This window comes from Schaalia suimastitidis DSM 15538 (assembly GCF_000429105.1).
GTDB lineage: Bacteria > Actinomycetota > Actinomycetes > Actinomycetales > Actinomycetaceae > Pauljensenia > Pauljensenia suimastitidis.
Genome location: NZ_AUBF01000013.1, coordinates 28,985 through 43,788, shown reverse-complemented (window position 1 = coordinate 43,788; position 14,804 = coordinate 28,985). Strand labels below are relative to the sequence as shown.

The 14,804-nt window shown below is 54.6% G+C and carries 5 protein-coding genes; 3 read left to right on the top strand and 2 right to left on the bottom strand.

The window, feature by feature from the left end:
• Positions 1 to 148 precede the first annotated feature (148 nt).
• The 3 genes from G438_RS0106815 to G438_RS11290 all read left to right on the top strand — a co-directional run bounded on the left by G438_RS0106815 (position 149) and on the right by G438_RS11290 (position 11,362).
• Entirely contained in the window at positions 149 to 8,452 is an 8,304-nt protein-coding gene (locus tag G438_RS0106815) for a DUF5979 domain-containing protein (RefSeq protein ID WP_026460668.1), read from the top strand.
• A 69-nt stretch (positions 8,453 to 8,521) separates the two neighbouring features.
• Positions 8,522 to 10,231 carry a SpaH/EbpB family LPXTG-anchored major pilin gene (locus tag G438_RS0106810; RefSeq protein ID WP_026460667.1) on the top strand — a complete coding sequence of 570 codons (1,710 nt, stop codon included), beginning with the start codon at positions 8,522 to 8,524 and terminating at the stop codon, positions 10,229 to 10,231.
• A 129-nt stretch (positions 10,232 to 10,360) separates the two neighbouring features.
• Complete coding sequence (locus tag G438_RS11290; protein WP_084403182.1) at positions 10,361 to 11,362, top strand: class C sortase; 1,002 nt, start codon at positions 10,361 to 10,363, stop codon at positions 11,360 to 11,362.
• A gap of 379 nt (positions 11,363 to 11,741) precedes the next feature.
• On the opposite strand, the gene G438_RS0106800 is transcribed toward G438_RS11290, so the two are convergent.
• Both G438_RS0106800 and G438_RS0106795 read right to left on the bottom strand, forming a co-directional pair.
• Entirely contained in the window at positions 11,742 to 14,021 is a 2,280-nt protein-coding gene (locus G438_RS0106800) for a hypothetical protein (RefSeq protein ID WP_026460666.1), read from the bottom strand.
• Positions 14,022 to 14,279: 258 nt separating this feature from the next.
• A complete protein-coding gene (locus G438_RS0106795) occupies positions 14,280 to 14,804 on the bottom strand; it encodes a SprT-like domain-containing protein (protein ID WP_026460665.1) in 525 nt (174 codons plus the stop codon).

The following is a 14,804-nucleotide window of genomic DNA, read 5'->3' as shown; positions in this document are numbered from 1 at the left end:
GAGTCCACTGAATTTGGTAGGGCGATTAATTACCGATAGGTAAATCGTCTTACCAAATTATAAGTTTTGATCCTGGGTGATGCATGTGCTGCCTTTCCGTGGCATGACTCTCACTCAGCGATGAGCAGTAGGCATAAGGGAACATGGAATGATGGGCGATGTCATGACAATGGCATGGCGAATGCGCATATTTGTCGCCGCGGTCTTAGTTGCGACCTTGGTAGCAGGACTGTTTTTTATCCTGCCCTCACCTTCTAATGCGCATGCGAGTAATGTTGTCGTCAACCTTGGCAAGGTAGAAGCCAAGGTTTCCGACCATCGAGTGCTAGATAAGACTACTTATCAACCGAAGACTCTCACTGCGTGGGCCAAAGGTGAGGAGTGCATCCAATACAGTCCCTACGCTCAGCTTTCATCGAATACGTGGGTGGATGAATACGGTAATACCATTCCGGAAACATCCACGCTGGTCCGTGGTGACGCATATGCCTCTGGACAACGGGGGTATTGGATGGATGCCGATGGCTATAGGATCCCAACTACCCAAACCGTGCAACCCGTTAGCATGTCAACGGGGCGTTGGAACAGTGCCTATGGAACTGAGCGAGCATGGTGGGTCCGTGTCCAACAAACGGCAACGGGTGAAACAGTTGGTACGTGGGTTGATTCGACAAGTGAAGCGATCACGGCCCACGGGCGAACAAGCGCCAAAATCGTTTATGACCCAAATGCCCCTGCTAGCGATGGGTATATGCGAGCACCGTATTGCTCGGAGATTAATCCGAGTAATCCGCAGAACCTGCGAGAAAAACAGAGTGGTTTCGGTTTCAAACCAAGCGCCGTCAATAGCGTAAAAGTTGGACAGCCATTCCTTTTGGGAACGCTCAAACACTATAACGTCGCCGTCTATATCAGTGACTACGGGCAGCTGTACTCAGGGGCACTGTCTGTAAAATTTCTCGGACAACAAATCGACTTTCCGTGGCTCTTTAACGAGACAGATAACCGTCCATGTGCTTTCCCAGGTTGTGACGATCAACTAAAGATGACGAAGGTAGTGGCGAACCGAAAAGTCACAGTTGACGGTGTCGATTACAGGCTTGTGCTTAATGACTTCAGACATACATCAAATACATGTCCGACGACTCTGTCGTCCGGCACCTCCGGCGTACAGGGGGGACAAATTACCTTCACAACCGTTGAACGGCGAGTGAGCACGGGCTGTCTCTACGCCACACTAGAGCAGGTGCGTCCACTCACAATTGTGAAGAAGGTTGAAGGTGCAGAAGCGGGGACAACAATACCGAATTTTGCCTTCAATACGACTGCAAATTCGCCCGCAGGTGTCGAAGAATGGGAGGACGATTTCACTCTTCGTCCCACAGCGACAACCCAAGCATCAAGAACCGAGGATGTTCTCACCCCATTGTCGCGCTTCAGTATTACTGAAACCTCTGTCAATGACCCGAAGTGGCGCCTGAAAGAACTCAAATGTGTTGATGGACGCGGACAAGCAGTCTCGGGTATCTCAACATCTGGCGCAACCATCACTGTGTCGGGTGTTGAACCAGAGACATTCGCTGACGCTGTTCGCGTGACCTGTACTTACGTCAACGAATATCTGCCCGATGCGAAACTCACACTTGTCAAGGTCGTACAAGGTGGTCCCTTAGAAAATGCGGTCGGGACTGGTAACTGGACGCTCTCGGCAACCTCGCCAAAGAAAACTATCTCAGGCATCTCAGGCGCGACCGCGGTTACGGGAGTAACTGTGCCAGCTGGGACCTATTCCTTACAGGAAACCGTCGCACCAGGTGTGACTGGCTTTACACAGACAGGATCATGGCGCTGCGTGAACCGGGCGGCAAATAATGTACAAGTCCCAGTGACCAATGGGTCGGTCACACTCACAGATAAAGCTGATGTTGTGTGTACCGTGACCAATACCTTCCAGACAGGTGCGATCACTATCACCAAACAGGTGGTAGACCCTTTCCAAGCCGTGACAGACACGCAGAAAGAATTCACCGGAACCTACGACTGCGGTGTCGTGAACAACAAAGCGTTCAGAGGCAATTGGAGTGTGAGGGCTGGTTCAAGCACGACCATTTCGGGTCTTCCCGCAGGTAGTGACTGCCACTTAGCTGAGCACCAACCTACAGGCGGTCTAAAAGATTCCTCCTATCGTTGGGTTGGGTCCTTTGACCGCAGCGCACCACGTGTACCGGTAGGCCCCACCGCCGCACAGGTCAGACTGACGAACACTGTGACGCAAGACACCGGTACGGTAGTAGTGAAAAAGCAGATTCAGCCCGAAAGTGGGGCTGAGAATGGATACACCGGCGGAATGACGCGCAGCTTCGACGTTGCCTATAGCTGCCGAGTTCCCAATTCACCTCAAACAGTCACCGGTACCGTGTCTGTTCCCGCCAATGCGACAGGCGTGCAAATCCCTAACCTCCCAGCAGGCGCCGTATGTTCATTCACGGAGACTGCACCTGTTACCCAAGCCGCGGACTTTGTCGACACTTCTTATGAATGGACCGGGCCGGGGGCCTTCAGCCCACAAACAGTTACAGTCGTCAAAGACCGGGTGAAGGACACGACGGTCACCAATACTTACAGGCGTGTCTTCGTTGACCTCACGGTTGCTAAAAATATTGAGGGCGCAGGTTTCATGGGTGGCTCTACCCCCTTCGCCATTGATTACGAATGTTCAACGGGCGTGCGCGGTACCCTTCAAGTCGCGAACGGTCAAACGCAAACGGTACAAGTCCCACGCAATTCACTGTGCAGAGTTGTTGAACAGGCGAGTGCCAAAAATGAAACTCTTCTGGATGCAGCCTATGACTGGAAGACAGAGACATACACGGGATTAGACGCTGCAGGTGACCCCACACGCGTCAATGCCGCCAATGGTGGCAAGACAGTGACCGTCACTAACAAGACCGTCGCTGCCTGGGGCAAAATATCCGTCACCAAATCAGTGATGCCCGATACAACCCCCGTCAATCAAGGCACCACCTTCCCCATTACCGTCACCTGTGATCGCAATGCCCAAGGTGGAACCGCCCCTTATTCTCAGGTATTTAATCTTGCTGCAGGGCAAGTGGGAACAACCTCCTATCTTCCCGCAGGTGCCGCCTGCACTGTTTCTGAAGCGGCCCCAAGTGGTTCAGAGCACCTCAAAGACGGTTCATACGCATGGGATGGGCAGCCGAATGAGCAACAGGTAACTGTTCCTGGTGCCGACATTCGCGCTGTGACCGTCACGAATACCTGGAAACGCGTTTATGGCTCGCTCACCATCACGAAAGACCTTACTGACCTTGACGGGCAAGGAGCCGACAACACCTATACGGGCACGTGGATCTGCCAGCACGCGGGCGATGCCGATGTGACAGGCACATGGCGAGTCAGCGGCAATGGTCAAGCACGTCTTGAAGGACCTACCGACAAGATCCTCTTTGGCTCGGCCTGTAGCGCAACTGAGGGTGATCCTGGTCGCCCCAATGATGTAGACCCGTCCTATATTTTCAGTGTTAAAGGCGCAGGTAACGGGGTTGCTGCGACGGCATCCCCCAATGCTGACGTAATGATTGGCAATACGGTTAGCCGCACCACAGGTGGTATCACAATTACCAAACAGGTGGATGGCGCCGCCGCAGGCATTGGATTTGCCGACACCGCCTTTACATTCACCTACACCTGTACGCCCAAGAGTGGCACAACCATCACTGGACGTGTTACCACTCAAGCAGGACAATCAGCCCAAACGATCACCGGTATTCCTGAAGGTGCTACATGCACCATTGCTGAAGTGACTGATGCACTGCCCACACCAATAGACCCCTACCGGTGGAATAGTGCTGAAACAACGTGGAATACCGTCCCATCTCAAGGAAATGCCACGACCACGCGTAATGTAAACGCTGTCACCTTCGATATGCCCGGTGGTCAAAACCCTGGTGTAGCAGTCACGGCAACTAACAAAAACACTATGCGGTACGGAGCGGTGACAGTGACTAAGGTCGTTGCTGCCGACAACAAAGCCAATGGCTTTACTGGAGGTAGCAACAAGATCTTTCCCATCACGCTTACCTGTGGTGACCTACGTAAGGACGTCATGCTTGCAGACGGCGAGTCAGCAGTCCTCACAGGTATTCCACTAGGACGTCAATGCTCGGTTACGGAAGGTACTGTCACCACCGGTCTAACCGACGGTTCTTACGTATGGGGAATGCCCGAATATTCGACGCCTGTCACGGTGACAACCGAAGGTGAGCGCCCCTCGGGAACTCTGACTATCACCAATAAAATTACCCGCGTACGTGCCGATATAGGCCTGACTAAGAACCTTTCAGGTGAACTGGCCACCACTTTTGGTGTCGACAACCCCTACAGCGGTACATTCACCTGCACTCACGCAGGCGACGCAGATGTGACAGGTACATGGTCTGTAGCGGCTGGATCAGGCAGGGCCACAATCGCCTACGACGGCGGTCTCGCCCCCTATGTCGATTCAGAATGCACCCCCACAGAAAACCTCAATGCCTCGAATGCCCCCGATGTTGATCCCTCCTATTCATGGGGCAGCCCGACAGTGGAAAAGGCCACTGTCCTGCCTGATGGAAGTGGCGTAATGACGGTCACCAACACCGTTGTGCGCGACGAAGGGACCCTCAGTGGAGCCAAGATCATTGCTGGTGAAAACAATGGTCTGAAGGATGATGCCTCGGCGCGCACCTTCACCTTGAATGCGACCTGTACGGCACCCGGAGTGACAGGTGACCTGACTGCCACAGCAACAGTCACTGCCGGCCAAAAGGGTGTGGCCTTCGACAAAGCAATCCCCGCAGGATGGCAATGCCGTTTCTCCGAAACAACGCCAACACACGACCAACTGAAAGACCAGTCCTACACCTGGAGCAGCACCCGCATTGCTCCCGAGACAGTCGTAATTGAAAAAGGTAAGAACGTTGAGATAACGGCAACCAACACGATCGCCCGTGTAAACGCGCAGGTGACGGTGAACAAGGTCTACGGGCAAATGCTTGCGCAAGATCCGAGCATCGTCATCAACGACGCTTTTGCCGGTGCCGTGACTTGTCGCTATGACGACCAACAAGGTACGACGGGTAGCTGGAACGGCACGTGGAGCATCAATGGTCAAGGCCAAGCAACGGTCAGCGGACTACCTGCACAAGGTGTGCCAGTTGGAAGTATCTGTTCGGCCACTGAAAATGTGCCTACGCAACTACAGCTGCGTGATATCTCCTATCGATGGAAATCTCCGCAGGTGAGTTCTGATGTCACCATCGTGAACGGTGTTGCCAACACGATTACTGTGACCAACGATGTCGAGCGTGTTGAGCAGCCTCTGACAATCATCAAGGAATACAGCGGGCTAAGTGGTGCGCTCGTCAATAACGCCGAAGTGAATGGTGCATGGAGTTGCACCCAAGCAGATGGTAGTAAGGTCGGCGGACGCTGGACACTACCCGCAACCGGTGGACGCGTCACGGTTAGCCATGGTGACGACCGCGGTTCCACCCTCTTGGCAGGGGCCACCTGTACCGTCACTGAGGACACACTGACACGTGACTTGCTGACGGACAAATCCTATGAATGGCTATCGCCCGCTTATGCCTCGGCAACCGATGGCACCACATTCGTAGAAAATACGGCACGCGTGGTAAGTACCACGCAGAACGCAACGCCAACCGTGAAAGTCACCAACGCAACAACACGTATCTACGGTGCGCTGAACATTATGAAATATGTTGAAGGCCTTGACGGTGTGGCAGCGGCATCTACCAATACGTATGGAGGAACCTGGTCCTGCACCGCCGAAGATAGCACTGTCAATCACGGAAGCTGGCGCATTAACGGAGCGGGCACTGCTGAAATGACTTCAGAGGCAGGCTCAAATTACCAACAAATCCTTGTCGGCTCCACATGTACCGTCGTGGAAAATACGCGCCCGACATCACCTGTGTCTAATGACGTCTCTTACATCTGGGTTGATCCTCAGCAGGATGCGAATTACGGCACCGTGGTGCAGGCGGCAGAAATCGACAAGGATCGTACTTCAACGGCATCAGTGACGAACAGTGCTGATCGTCGTATTGCCACCCATTTCACTGCAAGTAAAACGATTACTGGTGCTACCGACGGCACGAGTAAACGGACCTACGCAGTGGATTACTCCTGCACCGCTGGTGTGGACACCTACAACGGCACGATTAGTGTCACTGACGGTGCAACGCCGACGCATATTAGCGGAGTGCCCACCGGTGCGACATGCACACTCAGCGAAAGCGGGCGCAATGACAGTGATCTGACTGTCCCCGCGAACGGCTCCTACACGTGGACCAACCCCGTGTCGTACACCGTTAACGGAACAACAGCGCCCACGCTGCATACAGGCACCGCGACCTTCACGCTGCCTGCCGACAGTACCGGTGTCTCCGTTAACGTCATCAACGATATTGTTCCCCACGCTGGTGTCAACAAAGAGTTTATTGACACAAGGAAACACCTGGATGCCAACGGTGCATGGACAGGAGAAACCTGGGATATGGAGTACCTCCTCACGGTCTCCAACCCGTCGGCGGTTGCGCCATTGACCTATACGCTGACAGACACGCCTACCGTTCCCGCAGGAACGACATTGAACTCTGTGTCAGTCACCCCGCACGGAGGACAAACGACAACTATTACAACGCCAACTAGTGGCTCACCTATTGAGGTGGCACGTGACATTGTGCTACCAGCAAATACTGGCTCTGGCACAGGCATTCACACCTATACGGTGATTCTCAACGTGAGTGCCCCCGATACCGGTGTGCCAGGCGTAGCCGATGATGCCTGTGGTGCACAGGCAGCGCAGGATGGGACAGCCGTCCACAATCAGGCAGCTGTCACCTCTAGTGGAGTAACACACGAGGCTCGCGACTGTGGAAATGTCCCCATTAACCCGAAGTTCTCAGTGAAAAAAGACAAGGTGGATGTGTCTCGTCAAGGCGAAACATATACCGCTACGTACCTTGTGACCGTACAAAATACTTCGCGCGCCACAAGTCCAATTATTGCTGACGTTACCGATATTCCAAGCCTGCCGGAGAGTGCATCACTAACCGGAATTAAGGTGATGGAAAAAGGACAGGAAGTCACCGACGCTCTCATTCCCACCATTACTGGTGGAAAACTTGACAGGCCACTGGTGCTGGCACGTGCAGGCACGGGTGAAGCGCTTGCGGGCGGACAGCAACAGACTGACGGGACCATTACCGGTGGCGGCACACGAGTCTTTACGGTAAGCATGTCCTTCACTATCAACAGTGCGCATGCGAACTTCGATGAGACCGCCTACATGTGTCAACGGACACCTCAAGGGACTTACTCTGCCGGTGTTCTCAATACCGCATCTATGGTGGGTGACACTGACGGCGATAGCAATAACACCGCGTGCCAGGAACTCACTCCGCGCTTGAAAATACAAAAAGAATTCGTGAGTTCGGATGCTGCGCCAGGTAAGCCTACCTTCAACGCGAACTACCGGATCACCGTCACAAATGAAGGTGAAATTGCGCAAAATACGGGCGTCATCACTGACATGCCTGACTTTGCTACCGGTCTGAGCGTTGACCAGGTGCGTGTCGCCACCACCGAAGACGCATTGGAAAGGGACGCCAGTATCGTGGCGATCTTGCCCAACGGCTACACCATTACCAATGGAACCGTAGTTGCGCCAGCAGAAACGCACGTCTTCTTCCTGCGTATTCGCACAACACTTGACCCTTCAGCGGCACACTATTCAGAAGACCTTCTGTCATGTGCAACTCAGGAAGATGGTTCTTACCAGAATGGTCGAGGCCTATTCAACGCCATCACCGTGGATGCCGCTAAGGACCACGATGGTTCAGCAAATAACACGGCCTGTGGGCCAGTCTCCCCGGACTCAGGTAAACGCCCGCTGACAATCCGCAAAACGGGTAGCCAAGGATTCCTTGAAGGCGCCACCTTCGATATCTACCCCTCCGATCCGACGATTGCGGGTGCTCAACCTATCGCAAACGGCGTTGTCGTTGACCCAGCGGACGGTTCCCGTTTCACCACCGTTGCCCTTGACATCAACAGGGACTATTGGCTCGTTGAAACGCGCGCACCTCTGGGACATCAACTCATGCCACGTGCCGTGAAGTTCCACCTCACAGTCGACACAATCACGCTGAACGATACACAACTTGGCGTCGATATGATCACCGTTTCTAAAGGCGGTGCAACTGAGGACACCATCACTGTGAAAGACGTGGAAGTCGGTGCACTTCCTCTCACAGGCGGCAGTGGTGTCATCCTCTACATCCTCACGGCGGCACTACTGTTCGCCGCTGCTGCAGGATTATTCCTCGCTCCCTCACGACGTCGCGACCACAAGCCGCACCAGTGAGAGTGCCGCGTTAATACGCAGGCAATCAAATACACAACGAAAAGAACACTCATCGACACAGGAGAAGTAATGAGTACAACAATGATGCGGCGCAGCCTCGGCATTCTCGTCGCCGCAGCACTCGCCGCGGGTATGGTGACACTGCCCTCAGCGGCGTTGGCGCTACCCGCAGGCCCTGGTGTGGTCGCAGCCGACCCAGCAAACCCTGACCTGACGCTGATTAACCCGACTGCTACTTCGGTTCTGAATGTGCATAAGCACACCCAGACCGAGAGTAACGGACAGGTTGCAGCCGACGGCCTCGAAAAGAACGATGTGGAAGGTGCACCTATCCAGGGTGTCGAATTCACCGCGCAGAAACTGAAATACGATCTCACCACCCAACAGGGATGGCAAGAGCTTGCCGCACTGAACGGCAGTGCAACCGAAGCAGCAAAAAACCTCGATGCGACCTTCACTGCGAAGAAGGTTGTCACCAATGCTGCTGGCCTAGCGAAATTTGATGCCATGCCCGTTGGTGCCTACTTGGTCACCGAAACTAAAACCCCCATTGACGTCACACCAGCGGAACCCTTTGTGGTCACCCTGCCACTGACCAACCCAGATGCCAACACCACAGCAAAGTGGCTGTACGACGTCCATGTCTACCCGAAGAATGCTGTGACCAAGGCAGAAAAGACTGTGTCCGACGCTGAAACCCCGGCGGTTGGTCACAAGATGACCTACACCATCAAAAACGACATTCCTAAGATTGACTATGCCGGTGGTGCGCGCCTGAAGAATTATCAGATCGTCGATCCGCTCGATGCCCGCCTGAAGTTGACTGACGGCACCAACGAAGTCACAGTTGTCATGGAAGGTACCGGCGCTGTTACGCTTACGCGCGACACGGACTACAAGGTTGTCGCTAAAGAAGTTGATGGAAAAACCTACGTTACCGTGCACTTCCTGACGCCAGGATTGGACAAGATCGCCCAAGCTCGCGCAAACGGCGACACCAGCACCAAGGTGGTTGTGACCATTACTCCTACCATTGTTGCTCAGCCAGAAAACGGGTCAGGTGTCATTCAAAACACGGCTTACCTTATTCCGAACGACCCCAGCGGCACATGGAACTTTGACCCACAAAACCCAGATAACCCGACTCCGAATACTCCATGGGATCCAGAAAACCCAACCCCTCAGGTGCCCGGAAAACCGACCCCTCCTATCGTGTCGAAATTCGGCAAGGTGACTATCACAAAGACGGGTACTGACAGTAAGACGCCGATCACCTACAAAGGCGCCGAGTTCCAGGTTTACCGCTGCACTGTGCCCGATGGTGCACAGCAAGGGACCCCTGCGAAGGGAGCCACCCTGGTTGATGCTGACACTGCAGCAGATGGCACGCAACCGCTGACCGTTGACGGAAAGACGACATTCACTACAGGCGATGATGGCACAGTCACTATCAATGGACTGCGCAACAACGACTGGGTCGACGGCAAAGAAAAAAACCCTCTGAGCAACTCCGACTGGTACTGCCTTGTGGAAACCAAAGCACCGACGGGGTATGAGTTGCAAGCCAACCCTATTCCCTTCCAGGTACTGCAGACCAATGCTTCCGACGTAAATGCCTTCAAACTCGGTGTCACTGTCACCGACGTGCCATCAAACGCTGGCTTCCGCCTGCCGCTGACTGGTGCAAATGGTGTCATTGTGATGACCATCGCCGGTGGCCTTCTTGTTGCGGGCGGCGGCGCGCTGTTCTTCGTGAACCGTCGTAAGCGTCATGCCTGACATTGTCGGCAAAACAAATAGGGTTTCACCTTCGTTGAGATCCTGAGACGCTGATAGCGTCAACCGGAGTCCTGTGGGCAGACTACACGAGTCTGCCCACAGGACCACATACTGTAGGAGGACACGTACATGCGTGGTTTTGAGAAGACACGCGCTGCTCGTCACAGAGCGACGAAGGATGTACTAATCCCGTCGCCGAAGCGAAATATGGTGCTGCAAGCAGTGGCACCCCTTTTACTTGTCCTCACAGGTGTTTTAGTCCTGCTATACCCAGTGCTAGCAACCCAGCACAATAACGCTGAGCAACAGCGTATCGCCGAAGCTTTTAGTGCGACCGTTGAATCTGCAGGTCCCAATGTCGTCGCCGAGCAGCGTGCGCGCGCCGAACACTATAACGCCACACTTGAATCTGAACCGATCCTTGACCCCTGGTTGGAATCTCAACGTCCTGACACACCGCGATACCAGGACTATTTAGGCCAGCTTAATCTGGATGAAGTAATGGCGAATATTGTTATCCCCAGTATTCATGTGAGCCTACCCGTATATCACGGCACGGAGACGAAAACCCTCGAACAAGGGGTCGGACACTTATTTGGAACAAGCTTGCCCATAGGTGGCTCCTCTACCCACGCGGTATTGACGGGTCACACTGGCCTAGGTTCAGCAACACTCTTTGACAACCTCATTGACCTGAAAAAAGGTGATGTTTTCTACATTAACGCGTTGGGGCAAAGCCTAAAATACGAAGTGATTGACATTCAGGTTGTATTACCTGAACAAACAGAGAGCCTCAAGAAACAGGCTGGACGAGACTTTGTCACCCTTATCACCTGCACTCCCTATGGGGTGAATTCCCACCGCCTACTGGTTACTGGTGAGCGGGTTGCTATCGATCCAATTGCTGCGGCAATGGAGCAAGAGGAAGCGATGCCTGCGCCCATGCAAACCTGGCAAATTGCGATCCTCGTCGCTGTGGGCATTATCGTTGTCGCCGCGACTGCTATCACTTTGACGCTATTCGTGGCATCGCGAAAAAAGCGGAGTGTCGCTCGCATAGGGACGTGCAGTGATCTAGGACAGGAAGAAAGTCCGATGACTAACCAGGATCGAGAGACTTCAACTGACTAGTGCGGTTTTTATCCCGCAAAGCGAGGCGTCTGTATTTAAGTAGCGCACTTCCCATCCGACGAATTGAGGCGTCGGCATCCAGTCAGGATATTTCGTTTGTGCTTTGCCTCGGCAGACCTTGTCGCATGAGTCATCCGCTTGTGAGTGAGGAGCAGTGACCTGAATAAGGGAACGCATGCGGTTGGCGCAGTCGGCGCATATCGTGTAGATACTTCCCATGCTGTTCCCAGTAGATGAGCAGAACAGGTAGATGAGGGACAGGTGTCGATGAGTGACATACGCAGACTATTCTGCAAACTAAGGGAACTTTTTAAGCTGCGCAATATCATGGGAGGGTGAAGCAAGCGCTTCACCCTCCCATGAGTGTGTGAGTGGATGCTTAGTTGCTGGTGCGGCGACGTGAAATGGTCGTTGCGACAGCACCTACCGCAACTAATATGCCGATCAGCAGGGCATTGCTATCAACACCGGTCTTGGCAAGACCTGATTTAGTGGCGCCAGGCTTGGCCGAACGGGCAGCATTCGCGGTGCCTGTGGGCGCATCCTTGCCTGTGGGAGCGCTCACCAGGGTAGTGGCCTGATCACTGACCTTGGCTTTGACCTCAAGTGGAGCGCTGACAACAGTGCCACTCTCCTTACCCTTGGCGTAGACAGTGTGCTTTCCTGCGTCCACCGTGTCAGCGGAAGCTTGCCAACGGATTGTGGCAACGCCATTGGCATCAGCCTTGACGGTGCCGACGGTGATCGGGTCAGAGTGTACTTCAAAGGTGACATCTTCGAAGGGTTTAAAGCCCGTTGCGGTGAAGGTGACCCATCCGTCGTGTTCTGTTTCTGGAACTGACAGGGTGAGGTTGGCGTCGTCGTCGCACACGGTGGCAGGATCCACCAGGGTGGCGGACTTGGATTCACCGAGCTTAATGAATTGGTCCGATTTGCCCACAGTGAGCTTTAGTGTGGTGTCGTAGGCGGATGCGGGATATTCTTTCGCTTGGTCGAACCAGTATGCCTGCACGCTCACCTGTTCACCGTAGGGGATAGGAGTCGTATTGAGCGGGTAGAAGGTTTTGAGTGCTTCTTCCAATGACAGGCTTCCTGTGTGATTCAGTGCTGTGCGGATGCTCTCCTTTAACGAGATGGCATAGTTGCCGTAGGACACGACGAAACGGTGTCCGTTGGTCAGCGAACCCGGGGTGACGCTCAGGACGTTACCCTTTGCTGCGCACGAGGCGGAGGCCAGGGTAAATGCAGGAGCTTGGGGCAGAGCTGGGGTTGCGGGATTTGATGGGTGAGTCGGCGTATCTGGTGCGGAGGGCGTCGTTGGTGCACACTTCAAAGAGTCGGGGTCAACGATGGTGGCTTTGTGAGCTTGGCCCAACTTGACGAAACGATCGGAGTTGCCTGCGGTCAACTGCAGGGTCGTGTCATATGTCGAGGATGGGTAGACACCTGCCTTGTCGAACCAGTATGCCTGAACACTGACTTCGCTGCCGTAGGGAATTGAGGTGTCCGCGGGGGCGAAGGCCTCGACGAGTTCCTCCAGCGACAAGGTGCCTTCAGTCCACAGCGCATCGCGAATGGCAGTCTTGAGCTGCACGGATTGCCCGCCCATGGAGACAACGAAACGGTAGTTGTCCTGCTTTTGGGCGGGGTCAAGGGTGATCAGGTTGAGCTGGGCTTCATTGTCAACACATTGGGCTGGCGTCAGAGCAATCGACGGTGCATCCGGCAGGGTTGGTGCTGGTAGTGCAGGATCCTCGGATGTGGCCGGGTCGGCGGGCGTGGCAGGCTGTTCGGTGACAGTGGGCGTGCAGTCTAAGGTCGTTGGATTCACCAGGGTGATGGTATTTGACGTGGTGAGTTCAATGGCCTTGGTCAAGGAGCCGGACATAAGGGCGACAGTGCCACGGGTAAGGTGTTCGGGTGTGCCATTCTTGCGCTGGTCACTGCTGGTGAAGTAGACATTCGCCTTGTCGAACCAGTATGCCTTGATTGTCACGGTCTTGCCGTAGAGCATATTCAGCATCGAGGGGTCAATCAGGCGTTCTGCGCTGATGGTGCCGGCGTAAAGAGCCGAGCGTTCGCTACCGTTGAGTTGCTTTACGGCGCGACCGTCCACAATAACGACGAAGCGGTATCCGCCCGAAGCGGTGTCTTTGGCAACGTCGTCCAGTGCTCCCAGTGTGACAGTGTTTTCTTTGCGTTCACAGGTTGCGCCCGTGAGTGTGAGTGTGGGAACCTTCGGTCCTGCCACAGTTGGTGCAGGTGCCGGGCTTGGCGTTGAAGGCGCGGGAGTCGATGCTGCCGGGGTGGTCACAGCCGGAGCCGATTCAGCCGGTGACGGAGCCGATTCAACTGGCGTATTTGCTGGGGTTGCTTCGTTGCTGGCAGCAGGCGTTTCAGCCGGTGCCTGTGGCGCAGGTGCTTCGGTGCTTGCAGCGGGTGTTTCAGCCGGTGCTGCCGGTGCTGAAGGCGTGGGAGTTGGCACGGCATTATCAGCTGGTGCCGTCTGCGCTGGTGCAGCGGTTTCAGTTGTCGATGCGGCTTCGGTTGCCGCGGGTATTTCCTGTGGGTCGTCAGCCAGGGCGGGTGTCGCGAGGCTAAAGGCCCCAAGCGCAACGGCGAAGGTGGCCGTCATTGCGCCGAGTTTTCGCAGTCTCATTTTGCTCTCCTGTGGTGTTCTGCGCAGCTCAAGCTGTCGGACAACAGCATTTTTATGCGCAATTACCCTGGAATTATATACAAAACGCTCAGCCTATTTTCAGGTTTTTGAGGTAGAAACTTGTAGAAAAAGACCTATTTTCCTCGCACGTTATTCGACAAGGTCACGATTTTCTTAACCGTCCGGTTGGGGTTGTCAGATATGCCGATATCCGGCACGACAATACTTTGCCAGGTAAAGGCTAAGTATTTGCCTTCATTACGCCCGGGGAATAAGTCCTTTTCGTTGCAGTGCGACATATTCGCGCTGGTAAAGACGGCCAAGTGCGTGTTTCTTGCCACGACGTGTCCATTGGAGGATAAAGTCAGCGCAAAATGTTGGTGAGCATTTTCCGCATGAAGTTACACGCTGCGGTGAACGGTAGAGCTCTTTCGTCGCTCCGCACCCCGGGCAGGTGCCAACCCACGGCGCTTGTACGGATGGCAAATCGTTGGACAAGCGTGCCTGAGGACGCGCCCCGATACGGCAGGCCGCCTCGCGCCACACGCGGTCATGCCCATGGCGCGCACCCACAAGAGCGTGAGCGATTTCGTGAAGAACAACGTCGCGGACCGTGGCCTCGTCGTATAAGCGGGTCAACGCCGCCGACAAAGTGATGGTCCGCTTGGCGTGGTGGCAGGCGCCTGCCCTGCGCCGCCCGCGGTCAAAGGCAAAGGTCCATTCAGACAACCCATGCAGACTCATTAGCGATGTGGCAAGCTGCGACGCATCAGTGAGTTCCAT

Bases quoted from the DNA above. Each gene is read 5' to 3' on its own strand.
- G438_RS0106815 (WP_026460668.1), top strand. From the start codon at position 149: ATGATGGGCGATGTCATGACAATGGCATGGCGAATGCGCATATTTGTC.
- G438_RS0106800 (WP_026460666.1), bottom strand. From the start codon at position 14,021: ATGAGACTGCGAAAACTCGGCGCAATGACGGCCACCTTCGCCGTTGCG.
- G438_RS11290 (WP_084403182.1), top strand. From the start codon at position 10,361: ATGCGTGGTTTTGAGAAGACACGCGCTGCTCGTCACAGAGCGACGAAG.
- G438_RS0106795 (WP_026460665.1), bottom strand. From the start codon at position 14,804: ATGGAACTCACTGATGCGTCGCAGCTTGCCACATCGCTAATGAGTCTG.
- G438_RS0106810 (WP_026460667.1), top strand. From the start codon at position 8,522: ATGAGTACAACAATGATGCGGCGCAGCCTCGGCATTCTCGTCGCCGCA.